Origin of the sequence: Pseudomonas sp. P108 (assembly GCF_032613195.1) — a bacterium.
In the GTDB taxonomy this organism is placed as follows: domain Bacteria; phylum Pseudomonadota; class Gammaproteobacteria; order Pseudomonadales; family Pseudomonadaceae; genus Aquipseudomonas.
Genome location: NZ_CP126691.1, coordinates 1,159,600 through 1,179,102 on the forward strand (window position 1 = coordinate 1,159,600; position 19,503 = coordinate 1,179,102).

18 protein-coding genes are annotated in these 19,503 nt (G+C 59.9%); 10 read left to right on the forward strand and 8 right to left on the reverse strand.

Annotated elements, in window-relative coordinates; translation table 11 throughout:
- The first annotated feature begins 323 nt into the window (after positions 1–323).
- The gene (locus tag QOM10_RS04920; RefSeq protein ID WP_053117232.1) at positions 324–824 is read left to right on the forward strand and encodes a phosphate-starvation-inducible protein PsiE; all 501 of its coding nucleotides are present in this window, start codon (positions 324–326) and stop codon (positions 822–824) included.
- Here the strand turns inward: QOM10_RS04920 and QOM10_RS04925 are convergent.
- From QOM10_RS04925 to QOM10_RS04935, 3 genes are all read right to left on the reverse strand, one after another.
- Positions 821–1,138 (reverse strand): DUF3509 domain-containing protein, encoded by a 318-nt coding sequence (locus tag QOM10_RS04925; protein ID WP_127925879.1) that lies wholly within the window; start codon positions 1,136–1,138, stop codon positions 821–823. The two genes, QOM10_RS04920 and QOM10_RS04925, sit on opposite strands and share 4 nt — an antisense overlap.
- 295 nt (positions 1,139–1,433) lie before the next feature.
- The gene (locus QOM10_RS04930) at positions 1,434–2,735 is read right to left on the reverse strand and encodes a serine/threonine transporter (RefSeq protein ID WP_150749530.1); all 1,302 of its coding nucleotides are present in this window, start codon (positions 2,733–2,735) and stop codon (positions 1,434–1,436) included.
- A gap of 86 nt (positions 2,736–2,821) precedes the next feature.
- Positions 2,822–4,198: an L-serine ammonia-lyase gene (locus tag QOM10_RS04935; protein ID WP_160038348.1), complete on the reverse strand. Its 1,377-nt coding sequence runs from the start codon at positions 4,196–4,198 to the stop codon at positions 2,822–2,824.
- A gap of 135 nt (positions 4,199–4,333) precedes the next feature.
- On the opposite strand from QOM10_RS04935, the gene QOM10_RS04940 reads away from it, so the two are divergent.
- Complete coding sequence (locus QOM10_RS04940; protein ID WP_096795391.1) at positions 4,334–5,281, forward strand: LysR substrate-binding domain-containing protein; 948 nt, start codon at positions 4,334–4,336, stop codon at positions 5,279–5,281.
- 200 nt (positions 5,282–5,481) lie between these two features.
- Positions 5,482–5,886: an HPF/RaiA family ribosome-associated protein gene (locus QOM10_RS04945; protein WP_127925883.1), complete on the forward strand. Its 405-nt coding sequence runs from the start codon at positions 5,482–5,484 to the stop codon at positions 5,884–5,886.
- 404 nt (positions 5,887–6,290) lie between these two features.
- Here the strand turns inward: QOM10_RS04945 and QOM10_RS04950 are convergent, their stop codons facing one another.
- The 4 genes from QOM10_RS04950 to QOM10_RS04965 all read right to left on the reverse strand — a co-directional run bounded on the left by QOM10_RS04950 (position 6,291) and on the right by QOM10_RS04965 (position 10,774).
- Positions 6,291–6,659 (reverse strand): endonuclease domain-containing protein, encoded by a 369-nt coding sequence (locus QOM10_RS04950; RefSeq protein WP_150749528.1) that lies wholly within the window; start codon positions 6,657–6,659, stop codon positions 6,291–6,293.
- Positions 6,660–6,932: 273 nt separating this feature from the next.
- Complete coding sequence (gene fecA / locus QOM10_RS04955) at positions 6,933–9,266, reverse strand: TonB-dependent Fe(3+) dicitrate receptor FecA (protein ID WP_316917689.1); 2,334 nt, start codon at positions 9,264–9,266, stop codon at positions 6,933–6,935.
- A gap of 90 nt (positions 9,267–9,356) precedes the next feature.
- A complete protein-coding gene (locus QOM10_RS04960) occupies positions 9,357–10,289 on the reverse strand; it encodes a DUF4880 domain-containing protein (protein WP_316917690.1) in 933 nt (310 codons plus the stop codon).
- Positions 10,286–10,774, reverse strand: coding sequence for a sigma-70 family RNA polymerase sigma factor (locus tag QOM10_RS04965; RefSeq protein WP_127925887.1), 489 nt, complete (start codon positions 10,772–10,774; stop codon positions 10,286–10,288). The genes QOM10_RS04960 and QOM10_RS04965 overlap by 4 nt, the downstream gene beginning before the upstream one ends.
- A 188-nt stretch (positions 10,775–10,962) precedes the next feature.
- Here QOM10_RS04965 and QOM10_RS04970 point away from each other — a divergent pair, with 188 nt between their 5' ends.
- The 6 genes from QOM10_RS04970 to QOM10_RS04995 all read left to right on the forward strand — a co-directional run bounded on the left by QOM10_RS04970 (position 10,963) and on the right by QOM10_RS04995 (position 17,367).
- A complete protein-coding gene (locus tag QOM10_RS04970; protein ID WP_016986986.1) occupies positions 10,963–11,268 on the forward strand; it encodes a DUF3649 domain-containing protein in 306 nt (101 codons plus the stop codon).
- Entirely contained in the window at positions 11,265–12,851 is a 1,587-nt protein-coding gene (locus tag QOM10_RS04975; RefSeq protein ID WP_316917691.1) for a PepSY-associated TM helix domain-containing protein, read from the forward strand. The genes QOM10_RS04970 and QOM10_RS04975 overlap by 4 nt, the downstream gene beginning before the upstream one ends.
- Positions 12,851–13,177 carry a DUF3325 domain-containing protein gene (locus QOM10_RS04980; protein WP_160038360.1) on the forward strand — a complete coding sequence of 109 codons (327 nt, stop codon included), beginning with the start codon at positions 12,851–12,853 and terminating at the stop codon, positions 13,175–13,177. The genes QOM10_RS04975 and QOM10_RS04980 overlap by 1 nt, the downstream gene beginning before the upstream one ends.
- 1 nt (position 13,178) lies before the next feature.
- On the forward strand, positions 13,179–13,745 hold the full coding sequence (locus tag QOM10_RS04985; RefSeq protein WP_127925890.1) for an RNA polymerase sigma factor: 567 nt from the start codon (positions 13,179–13,181) through the stop codon (positions 13,743–13,745).
- Complete coding sequence (locus QOM10_RS04990; RefSeq protein ID WP_316917692.1) at positions 13,742–14,731, forward strand: FecR family protein; 990 nt, start codon at positions 13,742–13,744, stop codon at positions 14,729–14,731. Before QOM10_RS04985 ends, QOM10_RS04990 begins: the two co-directional genes overlap by 4 nt.
- A 206-nt stretch (positions 14,732–14,937) precedes the next feature.
- Positions 14,938–17,367, forward strand: a complete 2,430-nt coding sequence (locus tag QOM10_RS04995) for a TonB-dependent receptor (RefSeq protein ID WP_316917693.1) — start codon at positions 14,938–14,940, stop codon at positions 17,365–17,367.
- Positions 17,368–17,567: 200 nt separating this feature from the next.
- Here the strand turns inward: QOM10_RS04995 and QOM10_RS05000 are convergent, their stop codons facing one another.
- The gene (locus QOM10_RS05000) at positions 17,568–18,443 is read right to left on the reverse strand and encodes a helix-turn-helix domain-containing protein (RefSeq protein ID WP_150749521.1); all 876 of its coding nucleotides are present in this window, start codon (positions 18,441–18,443) and stop codon (positions 17,568–17,570) included.
- 139 nt (positions 18,444–18,582) lie between these two features.
- Here QOM10_RS05000 and QOM10_RS05005 point away from each other — a divergent pair, with 139 nt between their 5' ends.
- The gene (locus tag QOM10_RS05005; protein ID WP_316917694.1) at positions 18,583–19,485 is read left to right on the forward strand and encodes a DMT family transporter; all 903 of its coding nucleotides are present in this window, start codon (positions 18,583–18,585) and stop codon (positions 19,483–19,485) included.
- The last annotated feature ends 18 nt before the right edge of the window (positions 19,486–19,503 follow it).

The window sequence follows — 19,503 nt, forward strand, 5'->3', positions numbered from 1 at the left end:
CCTCACATGCCTTCACATTAAGTTGTCTTGACGACTACTGTATCCATATACAGCGAAAAGGATAAGCGAATCCCTGCGCCATGGGTAGTGGCTTTTCAATGTAGACCGGATTTCGGGTTTGTCAGATGGACCTTAGCGTCTGCATTCGCGAGCAGGCTCGCTCCAACCATGGCGAAGGTGGTGCGACCAAACGCCACGGCGCGGGTTTGGCGGCGGCTCGCCATGATGGCGTGGCCTCTTTTCTGCATGGAAACCTTTATGTGCAGAAAACCGTCACGTCCAACACGCATCATCCGCTCGCATTCGAGCTAAGGAACATCATCGTGAAAATAAACTGGGCCGAGAAACTACGGCAAAACGTGCATCAACTGGCCGAGTCCCTGGGCAACCTGTTTGTCGAGACCTTCCACTATCTGGCGCTGTTTGCCATCGGTGCGGTGACGGCATACGCGGCGGTGATGGAGTTTCTCGGGATGCTCGAGGAAGGCCACATCAAGATCGATGACATTCTGCTGCTGTTCATCTATCTCGAACTGGGAGCGATGGTCGGAATTTATTTCAAGACCAACCACATGCCGGTGCGCTTCCTGATCTACGTGGCGATCACTGCGCTGACCCGTCTGCTGATCTCCAATGTCTCGCATCACAACCCGCCGGACATGGGCATCATCTATCTGTGCGGCGGGATTCTGCTGCTGGCGCTGGCGATTCTGGTGGTGCGTTACGCCTCGTCACAATTTCCCTCGGTGAAGATCGAGAAACCGCAGCGCACACTGGGCACCGGTTCCAGCGAACATCCTGAAGTCGAGAAGGGTGAGCTTTAAAGCCCGGCCGCTGGTCGGGGCTGGCTGCTGACGAGGGGCGGTGGCGGGGTCAGCCCGCTGCCGCTGGTCATGGCTTCGAGGATCGCCATGGCGCTGTGGCCCTGTTCGATGGCGATGCCGAACTGGATGCTTTGCACCAATCGTTTGAGACGCGCGGGGTCGTTGCGCTGCTCGGCGCTGATCATGCGTTTGGCCACGATCCGGCCGCTATTGGACAGGGTCAGCATGATGCTGCCGTCCAGGCCCTGAATGCTCAGGTTGATCTGATAGTCCGGCGCGAAGGCATCGGTAATGATCTGAAAAGGATTGTCCATGATGCGTCACCGCCTGATTGAACGTGCAGTTGTTGACCGGCCGTGATCGGGTTGGTTCGCCAAACCGGATCACTGGCCATTCCGTGGTCTGTGTTGTTGCTTCGTATAGGAGTTGCCGCAGGCTGCGATCTTTTGCTCTTCAATGTTTTGATGTCGGTCACGAAGATCAAAAGATCGCAGCCTGCGGCAGCCCCTGCAGGTATGTAGCAAGGGCTGTGCCGGGAAAACTGTCGAACAATGAACACGGGCATAAAAAAGGCGAGCCGCTTGGCTCGCCTTTTTTAATGGCGCGTTTTCAGGGCAGAACCGAGTAGATGATCGCTGACAGTGCAATCAGGCCGATCAGCACCACAAACACGTTGGACACCTGGCCCGAATACTGGCGCAAGGCTGGCACGCGGCGGATGGCGTACATCGGCATCAGGAACAGCAGACAGGCAATCACTGGCCCACCGAAAGCCTCGATCATCCCGAGGATGCTCGGGTTGAAAGTCGCCACGGCCCAGCAACTGAGAATCATGAACACGGCGGTCGCGCGGTTCAGCCAGCTCGCTGACATGACACGGCCACGGCTGCGCAAGCTTTTCACGATCATGCCCTGGAAGCCTTCGCTGGCGCCGATGTAGTGGCCGAGGAAGGACTTGGTGATCGCTACCAGCGCAATCAGCGGCGCGGCATAAGCGATGACCGGGGTCTGGAAGTGGTTGGCCAGGTACGACAGGATCGAAATGTTCTGCGCCTTGGCCGCTGCCAGATCCGCCGGCGACAATGCCAGCACGCAGCTGAAGCAGAAGAACATTACCGTCACGACCATCATGCCGTGGGCCATGGCGAGGATGCCGCTGCTCTTGCGTTCGGCCTGCTCGCCGTAGCGTTGTTTCTGCTCAACCGCGAACGCGGAGATGATCGGCGAATGGTTGAACGAGAACACCATCACCGGGATCGCCAGCCACAGCGTCTTGAGAAAAACCGACATCGGCATGGCTTCTTGAGCACTGGCGAAAAACGCGCCGTTCCAGTTCGGAATCAGGCTGACCGCGAGCAGCAGCAACGCGGCGACGAATGGATACACCAACACGCTCATGGCTTTGACGATCACGCTCTGACCGCAACGGACGATGGCCATCAAACCCAGAATCAACGCCAGCGAAAGGATCGCCCGAGGCGGCGGAGCGATGTGCAATTGGTGTTCGAGGAAGCTGCTCAGGGTGTTGGTCAGCGCCACGCTGTACACCAGCAGGATCGGGAAGATCGCGAAAAAATACAGCAGTGTGATCAGCTTGCCGGCACCGATGCCGAAGTGTTCTTCGACCACTTCGGTGATGTTCCCGGAGCGACCAGACAGTACGAAGCGGGTCAGGCCTCGGTGGGCGAAGAAGGTCATCGGAAACGCCAGCACGGCGAGAATCAGCAACGGCCAGAAACCACCGACACCGGCATTGATCGGCAGGAACAACGTACCGGCACCGATGGCGGTGCCGTACAGCCCAAGCATCCAGGTGGTGTCGAATTTGCTCCAGCCCTTGTGGGCTGTTTCTGTATTGCGTGTGCGGTCTACAGCGGGATTTTCGGCAGCAGGTGTACGTACATCGGTCATCGGTATCGCCTCGTTATTATTTTTGCTCGGGCTCACGGTTGGCAGACCGTCGGGTGCGGTCTGCCGGGGCGGTCAGGGAATGCGCCTCAGCACTCCACCCAGCTCACAGCCAGGCCGCCCCGTGAAGTCTCTTTGTATTTGTCGTGCATGTCGGCACCGGTATCGCGCATGGTGCGGATCACCCGGTCGAGGGAAATGAAGTGCTTGCCGTCGCCGCGCAGGGCCATTTGCGTGGCGTTGATCGCTTTCACGGCGGCGATGGCGTTGCGCTCGATGCACGGCACTTGCACCAGGCCGCCGACCGGGTCGCAGGTCAGGCCGAGGTTGTGTTCCAGGCCGATTTCGGCAGCGTTCTCCAGTTGCTCCGGGGTGGCGCCGAGTACGTCAGCCAGGCCGGCAGCGGCCATCGCGCAGGCCGAACCGACTTCACCTTGGCAGCCAACTTCAGCGCCGGAGATCGAGGCATTCTTCTTACAGAGAATGCCGACGGCGGCCGCGCCCAGGAAGAAAGCGACGACATCATCGTCAGACGCGTCCGGATTGAATTTCATGTAGTAGTGCAGAACCGCCGGAATGATCCCCGCTGCACCGTTGGTCGGCGCGGTGACCATGCGTCCGCCGGCGGCGTTTTCTTCGTTGACGGCGAGGGCGAACAGATTGACCCACTCCATCGCCGACAGCGTCGAACTGATCACGTTCGGCTTGCCGATTTCCAACAGGCTGCGATGCAGTTTCGCTGCACGACGTGGCACATTCAGACCACCGGGCAGAATGCCTTCGTGGCGCAGGCCTTGTTCGACGCATTCACGCATCACCGACCAGATGTGCAGAAGGCCCTGACGGATTTCTGCGTCAGTGCGCCAGGCGCGCTCGTTGGCCATCATCAGTTCGGACACGCGCAGATTGTGCTGTCGGCACAACGCCAGCAGTTCGGCAGCGCTGGAGAAGTCATACGGCAACACCACATCACCGGTCGGCGCCACACCGGACTCGGCTTCCGCCGCTTCGATGATGAAACCGCCGCCGACCGAGTAGTACGTCTGCTCGAACAGCTCGGCCGTTTCGCCAAAGGCTGTCAGCGACATGGCGTTGGGGTGGTAGGGCAGGCTCTCATCCAGCAGCAGGAGATCATGCTGCCAGTCGAAGGCAATTTCTCTTTGCCCGGCGAGAGACAGTTGGCCTGTCTCGCGCAGTTGCTGGATGCGTGGATCGATGGTCGACGGATCAATGCTGTCCGGCCATTCGCCCATCAGGCCCATGACCGTGGCGCGGTCGGTGGCGTGACCGACACCCGTGGCCGACAGCGAACCGTATAAACGGATTTCCACACGGCGCACATCGTTCAACAGATGCTGATCGATCAGCGCCTGAGCGAAGGTTGCCGCCGCACGCATCGGACCGACGGTGTGGGAACTGGACGGGCCGATGCCGACTTTGAATAGATCGAAAACACTGATAGCCATGCTAAACCCTTACAAGCAATGGAGTAGGAATCGCTGCCATTTTTTGTAGGACAAGCGCAATGTCGGCGATACTGCCTACCTCGGTCCTACGTGACTAACGAAACTTCCTAAGTAAGCCTTTAGCAGGACTAAACGATGAGTCGTCAATTGCATGCCCAGACCTATGTCTGGCTGCAGGTGTTTTCCTGTGCCGCGCGGCATCTGTCGTTCACCCGTTGTGCCGAGGAACTGCACATCACCCCGGGGGCGGTTAGCCAGCAGATCCGCCAGTTGGAGGAACGCCTCGGGTTTCGCCTGTTTCATCGTCGCGCGCGCGGTGTGGAATTGAGTGCAGAAGGGCAGCGGCTAGCCATTACCGTTAATGAAGCGTATGGCAGCATCGATGCGGAATTGCGTCGACTCGATGCCGGAATGATCAGCGGGATTTTGCGCGTGCGCTCGATTCCGTCGTTCCTCAGCAAGTGGCTGACGCCGCGCTTGCCGCGCCTGCAACAGCGCTATCCGGATATTCAGCTACGGCTGGTCGCCGAGGACAGCAGCGTGCCGTTGCACGAGGGCGACTTTGATCTGGCGATCGATCTGAACGACGGTAGTTATCCGGGATTGTTATCCACAGCCTTGCTCGATGAGCAGATTTTCCCGGTGTGCGCACCGAACCTGTTGCGCGGGCGACCGCCACTGCACGGGCCGGCGGATCTGGTGCATTTTCCGTTGCTGCACGACATCACTGCCTGGCGTGGCAGTTATGAATACGCGGAGTGGGAATTCTATTTAAACGCGATCGGCTTTGAAGGCGCCGACGTACGGCGTGGACATACCTTCAACCGCAATCACCTGACCATCGAAGCGGCGATTGCCGGCATGGGTGTGGCGATTGCCCGCCGCACCTTGCTTAACGATGAGCTGGAGCGGGGGACGTTGATTGTGCCGTTTGGCCTGTCGGTGCCCAATCACAAGCGCTACGTGTTGCTGTATGCGCCGGGGGCCTTGAGCCATCCGGGCGTGCGTGCGGTGCATGATTGGCTGGTCGAGGAGGCGGGGATATTTCGTAGCTTGCACCCGTTGAACGACGGGCAGTTGTGAGCAAATTTTGCAGGGTTGCGAGGCGACCCAACTCCCGACCTTACCAGTGCCTTGCTCGGTTGTCCGGCTTTTTTTGCGAATGAATATTTATCTTTTTTCAGGGGTTGAAATGTTCGCCGGTCGGGCCGATTGTTGTAACCAGGAGGTCAGGAAATTCAACTCAAGGCCTCTCACGAGCTAGCTGAAATAAGGGATGAACTATGCAAATCCAAGTCAATAGCGATAACCATATTCAAAGTAGTCAACGACTGGAGGAGTGGGTACGTACAACCATTGAGAGCACGCTCGAACGTTATGAAGAAGACCTGACCCGTGTCGAAGTCCACCTGAGCGACGAGAACGGTGACAAACCAGGTCCCCATGACTTGCGCTGCCAACTGGAAGCGCGGCCGAAAGGCCATCAACCGATTTCCGTGACCCATAAGGCCGATTCGCTGGAACTGGCGATCGACGGCGCTGCCGAAAAACTTGAGCATGCACTGGAGCACCTGTTCGGCAAACTGCGAGGCAAGCCACGTGCCGCCATCGTGCCATTTAGCAAGGCGAATGACGCTCTGCTCGAGGAAGAATTTCTTGAGAACGAACAGGCAGCGATCAACAGTTGATGCGCTGACTTTATAAGCCACCCAATGAGAACGGGCCTGCGGAAGCAGGCCCGTTTTTGTTTGTGGCGGATTTTTGCGCAAGGCACAAGAGCGCGGCCCCTCACCCCAGCCCTCTCCCTCCGGGAGAGGGGGCCGACCGAGGTGTGTTGCGGGTTACATCGACCTGAAAGACAGCGTCGACTATGGATTCGGCAAAGCACTTCAGGTTGATGTATTTCTGAAGCATCCCGCAATCAGTCCCCCCTCTCTCCGGGAGAGGGCCGACCGAGGTGTCTGAAGAGGTACGTCGACCTGAAAGACCGAGTCGATTATGGATTCGGCAAAGCAGAATCAGGTCGGCGTAGCTCGCAAGCATCCCCCGGTCAGTCCCCTCTCCCTCTGGGCGGTCCGACGTTTCGGGAGGGTTAGGGTGAGGGCATTTTTCGATTCGCTGCAATTCTTATGATCTGCTCCAGCACATCGTCCATCTGCTGGATCACCTCGAGATTACTGAAACGCACAATTTCAATCCCCTTTTGATTCAGATAGCGTGTCCGGCGCTGATCATGAATCAGTCCCTGCGTTTCAAAGTGCTGACCACCGTCCAGCTCAATCGCCAATTTCAACTCCGCACAGTAAAAATCCAGCACGTAAGGCGGACACGGAAATTGCCGGCGAAATTTCAGATTGGCGATCTGGCGGGAGCGGAGTTTTTGCCAGAGCAGGTGTTCGCAGTCGGTTTGGTTGACGCGGAGCTGGCGGGCGAATTGGGCGAGGGTGAGGCGGGTTTGCATGCTTCACGATCCTTGTGAAGTTGGTTTGATATTTCACTGTAGCCGAGAACCCTCACCCCAGCCCTCTCCCAGAGGGAGAGGGGGCCGACCGAGGTGTCTGGCGTTGTACATCGACCTGAACGACCGAGTCGATTATGGATTCGGCAAAGCGGTTTCAGGTCGAGTCGATTATGGATTCGGCACAGCACGTACAGGTCGGCGTACCTCGCAAGCATCCCACGATCAGTCCCCTCTCCCTTTGGGAGAGGGCTAGGGTGAGGGGCTTCTCAATCCTCAGAACGCTACAGAAGTCTGCACATAAACCGTGCGCGGTTCCCCGACATACTTGCCCTTGTTGTTGTCATCAAACGAACGCGTGAAGTACTGCGTGTTGAAAATGTTCTTCACCCCCACGGCCACATTCAGATCCGACAACTGCGGACCGAAGTCATACCCGGCGCGGCTGCTGAACAGCATGTAGCCCGGGATCTTGCCGGTGCTGCCATCGGCACTTTCTTTCGAGGTGTTGGCGTTGTCGGCGAACTGATCGCTCTGGAAGCTGCTGTCCAGATTCAACTTCCACGGGCCTTCGGTGTAACCGACGCCAATCGTGCCTTTGTGCTTCGAGGAGAACGGCACGCGATTGCCTTTGTTCGGTCCGTCTTCGCGGATGGTCGCGTCGACATAAGCGTAAGTGGCGTAGACATCGAAACCAGCCAGCGCCGGGTTCAAGTCATCCAGCGCGTAATTGACGCTGGTCTCGATCCCTTGATGACGGGTTTCGCCTCGGGCAATCACCGAATCGTTGGTCTGGTTGCTTTCGTACTGGTTATCGAAGTTGATCAGGAACGCGCCGATCTCGGCCCGCAACGCGCCGTTGTCATAGCGCGTGCCGAGTTCCCAGGTGCGGGCCTTCTCCGGTTTGACTTCGCCGCTGGTCACACGGTTGGGCATCTGGCTGTATTGCACGCTGCCGAACGAGCCTTCGGTGTTGGCGTACAGGTTCCAGCTGTCGGTCAGGTGATAAAGCACGTTTAAAGCCGGCAGTGCGGTGTTGTAGTCGCCCTTGTATTTGACGTTGGTCAGGTTGTTGGTCTGCTGCGATTCGATCATCTCGTAGCGCACGCCCGGGGTGATCGTCCATTTGCCGATGTCGATGCGGTCGTCGACGAAGAACGCATTGGCTTCGGTGCCGCCACGGGTGTCGCGGTCATTGCGACTGTTGGTGGTCGGGTATTCGTTGCTGGCGATCGGCGTGCGATAGCGCAGTTCGTGGCCAGCCTCGTTGATGTAGCGGTAGCCGACGCCGACTTCGTGGCTGGTCGGGCCGAGGTCGAAGCCTTGGGCGAAACGGGTTTCCAGGCCGCGCACCCAATACTCGCGCGGCGACAGCGACAAGAAGCTGCCCTGATCCAGATAACCGCTGCGCAAGGTCTTGGTGAAGAAGGTGTTGGCGGTGAATTCGCGGCGATCTTCCTGATAGCGATAGCCGAAATTGAACATCGTGCGCCGGCCCCAGAACTGGTCTTTCGGGCGAGTCGATTGATAAGGATCGGCGTCGTAATCCGCGACGTTCAAACCGCCGGGCATGTCGGCTTTGCCTTCGTAATACTGGGCCATGGCGTTGAAGCTGTTGGCTTCGTCGAGCTGGTATTTGCCCTTGAGGATCAGGTCGTCGATCTCGGTGTCGCTGTGCTCACGCCAGTCGCCGCCGCGCGTCCCGGAGTAGAGCAACGCGCCGCCCAGACCATTTTCGTTCGTGCCGCCGGCCAGCAGGTTGGCGCTGGTCTTGAAGCCGTCGTGGCTCGACGAGGGGCTGGTTTCCGTCTGGAAGCCGCCCTTGACTGTCGGTTCATCAGGAATCGCCCGGGTCACGAAGTTGACTACGCCGCCGACGTTCTGCGGGCCATACCGCACTGCGCCACCGCCGCGTACCACGTCTACGGCATCCATGTTGCCCATGCTGATTGGCGCGAACGATAACTGCGGCTGGCCATAAGGCGCGAACGGCACCGGAATACCGTCCATCAACACCGTCGAGCGCGCGGCCAGGCGCGGGTTCAAACCACGGATACCGAAATTCAGCGCCATGTCGTGGCTGCCGGTGCCGTTGTTGTCTGGAGCGTTGACGCCGGGGATGCGATTGAGCACATCCCGCGCCTGAGTGGCGCCCTGGCGTTCGAACTCTTCGCGGCGGATCACATCGCGCGCGCCCGGGTGCTCGAACACATTGATTTGCGCAGCGTCGCCGAGCCAGTCGCCGACGACTTTCGAGGTGTCCAGCTCCAGCGCGGCATCCGCCACCGGTTGCAGGCTGAACGCATTGTTGCCTTCGGCGCGCGCTTGCAGACCGGTGCCTTCAAGCAATGCATTCAAACCCTGCTCAGGTGTGTAACTGCCTTCCAGGCCACGGCTTTGCACGCCGCTGGTGACTTGCGAACCAAACGAAATCAGCACACCCGCTTCACGGCCAAACTGGTTGAGGGCGTTCTCCAGCGACGACGGCGCGATGTGATAAGCCTTGGCATCAGCGGCCAGCGCGGCGGGCAGGGCACTGAAACTCAGGCTGGCGCCGAGGACAAGATTGCGCAGGGTACGAGCCAGTGGCGTGAGGCGGGTGGAGTGCATGTCGGATGATCCTGAGAAGGTTGAATCAAGGGGGCTTTCCTTCTCTGTCACGCCAGATCTGAAAAACGGCTCATTTATTTTTGATGTTTTTTAAACCCGCGCTTCGACGCTCACCCAGTAACGGGTAAAGCGCTTCACCTTCACCGGCAAACTGATTTCCAGCAGGTCGAGAATCCGCTCGCTGTCGTCCAGTGGGTAAGTCCCGGAAATCAGCAGGTCGGCGACGTTCCGGTCGCAATTGAGCTGGCCACGACGGTAGCGGCCGAGTTCATCGAGGAAGTCGCCCAGACGCATATGCGCGGCCACCAGCATGCCGTCGGCCCAGGCGCCGCTGTTGGCATCCAGCGGTTTGGCTTCGCTGATGGATTTCGAGGTGAAACTCAGTTGCCGTGCAAGCGGCAGCAGCATCGGCGCGCGTCCATTGCTGCTCAGTTCGACGCGGCCGTCAAACAGCGCAACCTGCGTGCGATCGGCAAACTGACGCACATTGAGACGTGCACCGTGAGTTTCAAGAATGCCCTGAGCGGTGCGCACTTCGAAAGATTGCGCGGCAGTCAGGAGGATTTCGCCTTCGAGCAAGCGGATCAGTCGCGCCGAGACATCCACATCGGCGGCACTGGCTGTGTTGAGTTGCATCTGATCGCCGGCACCAAGCGCCACCTTGCGCCGTTGCCCGATCGGGCTGCGGTAGTCGGCAAGCAGCGACGGCAGCGGATTGTGCTCGCGCATGCCCCAAGTGACCGCCGAACCAGCGCCGAGAATCAGCAACAGCTTGAGCGCCTGCCGACGACTGCCGGACCTCGTCCCGTTCAACGCCGCGTGTGCCAGCGGCGAAGATACGCCGCGCAAGCGCTGGTTGACCCGTTGAATGTGTTCCCACGCCCGCCGGTGTTCGCTGTGCGCGTCCAGCCACTGTTGCATTGCCAACTGCTGGCGTGGCGACAGTGCGCCTTGCTGCATTTCCATCAGCCAGTGCACCGCCTGCTCGGCAACCGGAGAGGAGAAATCCGGCGCGCGGTTCATAGGGCGAAATAGCAGCGCATCGCTGCTTTGTTCAAATGCCGTTTAACCGTGGCCACGGAAATGCCCAGTTCGGCGGCAATCTGTGGATAAGTCAGGCCATCGACCTGCGCCAGCAAAAAGGCGCGTTTGACCTGACGCGGCAAACCGTCGAGCAACTCGTCCAGCTCCATCAGGGTTTGCAGGATGATCGCTTTGTCTTCTTCTGACGGCGCGACCATTTCCGGTATCTGCGCGAGGGTGTCGAGATAGGCGCGCTCCATATCCTGACGGCGGTAGTGATTGAACAGAACGCGCTTGGCGAGGGTGGTGAGGAAGGCACGCGGCTCGATGATTACCGGTGGTTCGCGGGCGGTGAGCACTTTGATGAACGTGTCCTGCGCCAGATCCGCCGCGTTGTCCGGGCAGCCGAGCTTGCGCCGCAGCCAGCCGGTCAGCCAGCTGTGGTGGGCCTGATAGAGCGATTCGACGGGATGGGCGGACGACAACGGTGGACTCCGGGCGCTTTCTTGACGCGGTAGAGAGTACGTTAGAGAACAAGAACTGTTCGCATTGTAGTGGTCGAGATACGCCACCGGCAATCAGATGCTTTTGCGTATGAGAATATTTATCATTAATATTGCTCGCCTGTAGGTTCGGCTGATCGGCCGGACGTTTTTCGTTTCAGGGTCGAAACATGAAAGGCAAACTCGCCACACTTCCCATGTCCTATCGTCTGGCCGTCACTTCTCGGGTGCTGGCGGCGGTGTTTGGCGGCTATCTCGTCGCGGCGCTGGCCAGTGTCACCCTGACGCTGTGGCTGCCGTTGAGCCGCGCCGAAGCGGTGGTGACCGGCATGACCATTTCCTTTCTGGTCTATCTGGTGGCGGTGCTCTGGTGTTTTGCCTGCCGCACGGCGTGGTCGGCCTGGGTCGGCTTGCTGGTGCCGAGCGTGATTCTGGCAACCATCTCTGGCGCAGCACGTGGACTGGGCCTGGCATGAAAGAGGGCTTTCGTCAGGCGATGGCCTGGCTGCACACCTGGACCGGACTGCTGTTCGGCTGGTTGCTGTTCGCGATTTTTCTGACCGGGACGCTGGCCTATTTCAAGGATGAGATCAGCCACTGGATGCAGCCGGAAATCCCTGCTCGATCGGTGAGTGCCGAGACCAGCCTGACGCTGGCCCAGGATTATCTGCAACAACACGCGGCGGGTGCTTCGCGCTGGCTGATCGATCTGCCCGATGCCCGTGATCCCGGCATGACCGTGCGCTGGCAGCCAGCGCCGGCGAAGCCTGGCGAGCGCGGCCGTTTCGAAGCGAAAACCCTCGATGCGCAAACCGGTGCCGAAGTGCAGGGCCGCGACAGCATGGGCGGCGAGTTCTTTTACCGCTTCCACTTTCAACTGCAAATGCCTTACCCCTGGGGCCGTTGGCTATCGACCATTGGCGCGATGGTGATGTTCGTCGCGTTGATCACCGGGATCATCACCCACAAGAAAATCTTCAAGGACTTCTTCACTTTCCGCCCGCGCAAGGGCCAGCGTTCCTGGCTCGACGGGCATAACGCAGTGGGCGTACTGGTGCTGCCGTTTCACTTGATGATCACCTACAGCAGCCTGGTGATTTTCATGTCGATGGTCATGCCGGCGAGCATCGTCGCCTCATACGGCAGTGACGTGCGCAAGTTCTATGACGAAGTTTTCCCGGCGTCGAAGACTCCGGAACGCGCCGACATCGCGGCACCGTTGGCGGCGATGGCGCCGCTGTTGAGCAAGGCCAGCGAGCAATGGTCGGGCGGCCACACGGCGCGCCTGTCGGTGAGCAATCCGGGCGATGCCAATGCGACGGTGGTGCTGGCCCGTGCCGGCGACAGTGTCGTGCATGATTTCGGTAGGGCCGTGACCTTCAACGGTGTGACCGGGCAGATGCTCGGCAGCACACCGGAGCAGCCGGTAGCAATGGCGGTAGGTGGCGCGTTCTACGGTTTGCACATGGGCCACTTCGCTGGGCCGGTGTTGCGCTGGCTGTACTTCATCTGCGGGCTGGCGGGTACGGCGATGATCGGTACCGGGCTGGTGATCTGGCTCGGCAAGCGTCAGCTCAAACACGCCAGGAGCGGCGTGATGCCGTTTGAATTGCGGCTGGTTGAAGTGCTGAACATCGCCAGCATGGCCGGGCTGGTGTCGGCGGTGGCGGTGTTCTTCCTGGCCAATCGTCTGTTGCCGGTGAGCCTTGCCGAGCGTGCCGATTGGGAGGTGAACGCATTCTTTATTGCCTGGGGCTTGAGCGTGGCACACGCGATGTTGCGGCCGGGGCGCAAAGCCTGGATTGAGCAGCTTGCCCTGGGTGCTGGCCTGTTTGTCGCAGTGCCGCTGATCAATGCGCTGACCACTTCCTGGAATCTGGGCGTCACGCTCAAGCACGGTGATTGGGCATTGGCCGGGTTTGATCTGACGTGCCTGGCAACCGGTCTGTTTCTGGCTTGGGCCGCGTGGAAAATGCAGCGCGCCGGCAGCACGGTCAGCGTGAAAAAAGCACCACGCGAAAAGGCTCCGCCGATCACCCTTGAACAAGGGACGAACTGATGCTGTTGCCCTTGTTGCTTACCTACACCGGATTCACCGCGTTGTGCTTGTCGATGCCTCGGCACCACGATGAATTGCTCCGCGAAAAACTTTCAACCTCGCGTCGACAGGGACTGAAAATCGGTGGCTGGCTCCTGTTGTGCCTGTCGCTGTGGGCTGCCGTTTCGGCGAACGGCTGGAGTTTCGGCCTGGTCGACTGGTTCGCCGTGCTGATGCTCAGTGCTCTGGCTTTGGTATTGCTGCTGCCGTATCGCCCGCGTTTCGCATTGGCGCTGGCCGGGGTCAGCCTGCTGGCCAGCCCGGTCGCCGCATGGGCGCAGTGCTGAAGTGCTGATCGGTCTACCGCCGGAATCCCGCGACGACGAGCCGCGCGGGGCGCGTGCGCATTTTCTCCAGGTTTTTCTGTCTCAGCGTTCGCAAATGGAAGCGCTGGTGAGCCGGCGCGTGGGTTGCCGGGCAACGGCGGCGGATCTGGTTCAGGACCTGTTTTTGCGTTTCTGGCGGCGGCCGCTGGTGCAGGTCGAAGAGCTCAGCACCTATCTTCTGCGCTGCGCCGGCAACATCGCCATCGATCATCTGCGCAGCGAAGGCACACGCACGCGCGTCAACGAAGGCTGGCAACCGGACGCGCCGGACAGCCACGGCAGCGAACCGCAAGCGGCGCTGGAAGCGGGCAATGATCTGCGCCATGTCGAAGCGGCGTTGCGTGCGTTGCCCGAACGCACCCGGCAGATCTTTTTGCTCAATCGCATCCACGGCCGCAAGTACGCGGACATCGCCAAAGCCATGGGCCTGTCCCAAAGTGCCGTGGAAAAACATATGATGCGCGCCCTCGAGGCCTGCAAGGCCAGCCTGCGCGAACCCGCGCCACGCTTGCCAGGGAAAGCACCGTGAAGCCATCCGATTCCACCACCCCGACGCCCGCGCAAGAGCAGGCTGCGTTTGCCTGGCTGAGCCTGTTGCATGACCGGCCGAGCGCCGGCGATCAACTGACCTTCAGTCAATGGCTGCGCGCCGATCCGGCGCATGCCGAAGCGTATGCGCAGGCGCAAGTGCTCTGGGAGTTGAGCGAAAGCCCGGCGCGCACGCTGGCCGATGAAGAGGCTTTGGCGTTGCAGGGTTATCTCGATGCGATGGATCGCCCGCGCCGTCCGCAGCTTTTGCGTTGGTCGGGGGCGCTGGCGATGGCGGCGTGTCTGTTGCTGATGGTCAGCCTCGGCAGCGGCTGGCAACCGCAACGCTGGATCGATGATCTGGGCGCCGATTATGTTTCGGCGCCCGGAGAGATCCGCACGGTAACGCTGGCCGATCAATCGCAGGTGACGCTGGATGCCGACAGTGCGATTGCCGTGGATTTCAGCCATGGCGAGCGGCATGTTCAGCTGCGTCGTGGTGCCGGATTTTTCACGGTTACGCACACCGGCGAGCCGTTTGTGGTCGCGGCGGAAAAGGGCGAGGCGCGAGTGCTCGGCACGCAGTTCGAAGTGCGACTGCAGCCTCACGGTGCGCAGGTCACGGTGTTGTCCGGGCGCGTTGGCGTGACGGCGGATCGCGACGGCGAACAGCAGATTCTCACCGCTGGTCAGCAGGTTGCTTACGGCGAAGGCTCGGCGCAAAAGCTTCACGCGGTGGACAGCGAAGCGCAACTGGCCTGGCGTCAGGGTTGGCTGACTTATTACAAGTCGACGCTGGCCGATGTGGTCGAGGATCTGCGCCGTTATTACCCCGGGCGAATAGTGTTGCTCAACGATGAGCTGGCGGCGCGTAAGGTCAGTGGCAGTTTTCCGAGCAAGGATCCGCAGGCGGTGCTCAGTTCACTGCAAGGGGTGATGGGGTTTGAGCAGCATCAGGTTTTGGGGCATCTGATAATTTTGCGTTGAGGCGGCTAAAGCCATCGCGAGCAGGCTCACTCCTACAGGGGAACGCATTCCAAATGTAGGAGTGAGCCTGCTCGCGATGGCGCCCGATCGAACACCACAAAAAATAATTTTCAAATGTTGGTGAGGTAAACATCTGCCCCATCCGTGTAGTGACTGAAACTGCGAGTCATTCGCATCCGTTGCGGTTCTACACAGGTCATTGAGCAATGAAGTCCAGGGCAAAATCGGGTTCGGTCAAACAATGGTTAGGCGTGTCGGCACTGAGCTTTTCGGCATTGGCATTGTTGCCGATGAGCGTGGCGCTCGCCGCTGAAACCGTCAGCAGCCAGGCGCAAAAGCAGTTCAACTTTTCCCTGGCCGCCAAACCGCTGCCGCAAGCCTTGAGCGATTTCAGCCGCGTCACCGGGCAGAGCGTGGTCTACACCGACGAAGCGCCTTACGGCCTCACCGCGCCGGCAGTCAATGGCCAGATGAGTGCCGAACAAGCGCTGCAACGTCTGCTCAGTGGCTCCGGCCTGAGTTTCCGCCGCACCGATAGCCACACGCTGGCGCTGGAGCCCAAACCCACCGAAGGCGCGTTGAACCTTGGTGCCACGACCATCACCTCGATGCGCGACGAGTCGATGAGTTATCAGCCGCAGGAAACCAGTTCGGTGATGCGTTCTTCGGCGTCGTTGCAGGAAATCCCGCAGACCGTCAACGTCATCCCGGCGCAAGTGATCCGCGATCAGGCACCACGCAATCTCGATGATGCACTGGCCAATGTCAGCGGCATCACTCAGGGCAACACCTTGGGCAGCACGCAGGATTCGGTGATGACGCGCGGTTTCGGTGACAACCGCAACGGCTCGATCATGCGCGACGGCATGCCGATCGTGCAGGGCCGTGGCATGAACGCCACGGTTGACCGGGTTGAAGTGCTCAAAGGCCCAGCATCGTTGCTCTACGGCATTCAAGACCCGGGTGGCGTGGTCAACATGGTCAGCAAGAAGCCGGAATTGACGCAATACAATGCGCTGACCTTGCGCGGTTCGACCTACGGTGACGGCAAGAACGGCAGCGGCGGCAGCCTCGACAGTACCGGCCCGCTGGGTGATTCCGGGCTGGCCTACCGCATGGTGCTCGATCACGAAGACGAAGATTACTGGCGCAACTTCGGCACCCACCGTGAAACCCTGATCGCCCCGTCGCTGGCCTGGTTCGGCGAGAGCACCAAGCTGTTGTTCGCCTACGAGCACCGCGAATTTCTCACGCCTTTCGATCGCGGCACACTGATCGATCCACGTACCAATCATCCGCTGGACATCTCCCGCAAAGAGCGTCTCGACGAGCCGTTCAACAACATGGAAGGCCGCTCGGATCTGTATCACTTTGAAGCCGACCACGACCTCAACGACGACTGGAAAGCCCACTTCGGCTACAGCTGGAACCGCGAAACCTACGACGCCAGCCAAGTCCGCGTGACTGCAATCGACACCAAAAAAGGCACGTTGACCCGCAGCATGGATGGCACCCAGAACGCGATCAGCACCGACCGTTTCACCACCGCCAGTCTCGAAGGCAAGGTCAACGTGCTGGGCATGCAGCATGATCTGGTGTTCGGCGTCGATGACGAGTACCGCAAGATCTACCGCGAGGACTTGATCCGCCAGAAAAGCCTGACCACTTTCAGTTACCTCAATCCGGTGTATGGCCGCGAAGTCGCCGGCACGACCGTCAGCGCCCCCGACAGTGCGCAGACCGATGAACTGCGCAGCGATTCGGTGTTCATGCAGGACTCGATTCACCTCAATGACCAGTGGATTCTGGTCGCCGGCGGGCGCTTCCAGGAGTACGACCAGTACGCCGGCAAAGGCGTGCCGTTCAAGGCCAACACCGACAGCAACGGCCAGAAGTTCGTCCCGCGCGCAGGTCTGGTGTATCGCTACACCGACGCCTTGTCGTTTTACGGCAGCTACACCGAATCGTTCAAACCCAACTCGACCATCGCCCCGCTGAGCGGCAGCAGCACCGTGCTCGACGGCAGCATCGCGCCGGAAGAAGCCAAGTCATGGGAGCTCGGCGCGCGGCTGAATATGCCGGGGCGCGTCACTGGCAACATTGCGTTGTTCGACATCAAGAAGCGCAACGTGCTGGTGGCCAATTCCGAAGGCCCGACGACGATCTACAGCGCGGCTGGCGAGGTGCGTTCGCGCGGTCTGGAAATGGACCTGACCGGCCAACTGACTGACCGCTGGAGCATGATCGGCAGCTACGCTTACACCGATGCCGAAGTGACCGAAGACCCGGATTACAAAGGTAAGCGCCTGCAAAACGTGGCGAAGAATTCCGGCTCACTGTCGGCGGTGTATGACTTCGGCAGTGTGATCGGCGGCGACCAGTTGCGCGTCGGCGCTGGAGCGCGTTATGTCGGTGAACGTGCGGGTAACGCGGTGAACGATTTTGATCTGCCGAGCTATACCGTGGCCGATGCGTTTGCCACTTACGACACCAAAGTCGAAGGGCAGAAGGTCAAGTTTCAGCTCAATGTGAAGAACCTGTTTGACCGCACGTATTACACCTCGGCGGCGAGCCGGTTCTTTGTGTCGATGGGCGATTCGCGGCAGGTTTCGCTGTCCAGCACTTTGGAGTTTTAAGGCAAGATCAGAAGCCCCTCACCCTAACCCTCTCCCCGAGAGAGAGGGGACTGACCGAGGTGTCTTGCGCGATACATCGACCTGAGATATCGATTCGATTATGGATTCAGAAGAGCACTTTCAGGTCGGTGTAAAGCTCGAGCATCCCCCAATCGGCTCCCTCTCCCTCCGGGAGAGGGCTGGGGTGAGGGGAGAGGGGCTCAACGCAAAAACGCCTGCCGATAATCGCCCGGCGTCCCGCCCAGAACCTGCTTGAACCGATTGGTGAAATGACTCGCGCTGGCAAACCCGCACGCCAGCGCAATCTCACCCAACGGCAACGCCGTCCCGCGCAACAACTCCCGTGCCCGGCTCAAGCGCCGCGCCAGCACGTATTGATGCGGCGGTAAGCCGAAACTCGTCCGGAACATCCGCGCAAAGTGGTATTCCGATAACGCACACAACCCGGCCAGTTGACCGAGGCTGATCGGCTCGGCCAACTGAGTGTCGATGAACTCCACCAATTGCCGCCGCTGGTGTGGCGCCAATCCACCCTTCAAACGCAAACCCTGACGCGCACCCACCTGGCTGAGCAAGGTGTGGCTGATCAGTTCATGGGCGAGGCTGCTGGTCAGCAAGCGTTCGGCGGGTTCGTCCCAGTTCAGGCTCAGCAACTGCCGAAAGCGCTGCGCCTGTTGCGGGTCTTCGAGAAAGGTTTGCTCGTGCAGCTGCATTTCCCGCGGTTCGCGATCCAGCAGCGTGACGCAACCGAGGGCGAATTGTTCGGCGCTGAAATACAAGTGTGCGAGACGGATATCGCCGTTGATCACCCAGCCCGACTCATGATCGGCGGGCAGGATGCATAGCTTGTCTGGCCCGCCTTTTTGTCCGGGTTGCCCGCGCCGAAAGGTGCCGGTGCCACCGGCGATGTAACAGGACAACGTGTGGTGGCTCGGCGCTGCGTATTCCTGCGCATCGTGGTGGTTGGTCCACAAAGCCGCAGACAAGCCGTCACCGAGCTCGGCGCTGTGCACAAGGCGTGCGTTCGGCGAGCTGTTCAACGCTTGAAAGACTTGCAAGGTATCGATGGCGGCCATGAGCGGTTCTCTTCAACGCCTTGCATCCTACTCCGTAGACGCCGAGCTGCCAGCCTGCCGCCCGACAAAAGCGCAAGAATCTGCAAGCGCGCAATGAACGCCCGGGCAGACACTCAAGGCCTATCGAGGAGTGTGTGCCATGAACCTGTCGTTGTATTTGCTGACCGTGCTGATCTGGGGCACGACGTGGATTGCCCTGAAATGGCAATTGGGCGTGGTGGCGATTCCCGTATCGATCGTCTATCGCTTCGGCCTCGCCGCGCTGGTGCTGTTTGCGCTGTTGCTGCTCAGCCGTCGCCTGCAACCGATGAACCGCCGTGGGCATCTCATCTGCGTGGCGCAGGGGGTGTGTCTGTTCTGCGTCAACTTCATGTGCTTCCTGACCGCCAGTCAGTGGATTCCCAGCGGTCTGGTCGCGGTGGTGTTTTCTACCGCAACACTGTGGAACGCGCTGAATGCGCGAGTGTTCTTCGGTCAACGTATCGCGCGCAATGTGCTACTGGGTGGCGGGGTCGGGTTGTTTGGGTTGGGTATGTTGTTCTGGCCGGAACTGGCCGGGCATCAGGCCAGCCCGCAAACCTTGCTCGGTCTCGGCCTGGCGTTGTGCGGCACGTTGTGTTTCTCGGCGGGCAACATGCTCTCGAGTCTGCAGCAGAAAGCGGGTCTCAAGCCGCTGACCACCAACGCCTGGGGCATGGCCTACGGCGCGGCGATGCTGTCGGTGTGGTGCCTGGTCAAGGGCATTCCGTTCGACATGGATTGGAGCCCGCGTTACGTCGGTGCGCTGCTGTATCTGGTCATCCCGGGTTCAGTGATCGGTTTTACTGCGTATCTGACGCTGGTCGGACGCATGGGCCCAGAGCGCGCAGCTTACTGCACCGTGCTGTTCCCGGTTGTGGCGCTGAACGTCTCGGCATTTGCTGAGGGTTATCAGTGGACAGCGCCGGCGCTGGTCGGACTGGTTTTAGTGATGCTGGGCAACGTATTGGTGTTTCGTAAACCGAAAGCGGTGGTGGCGCCGGTACAGGGAAAGCTGGCTTGAAATAAACGAGCGCTGAAC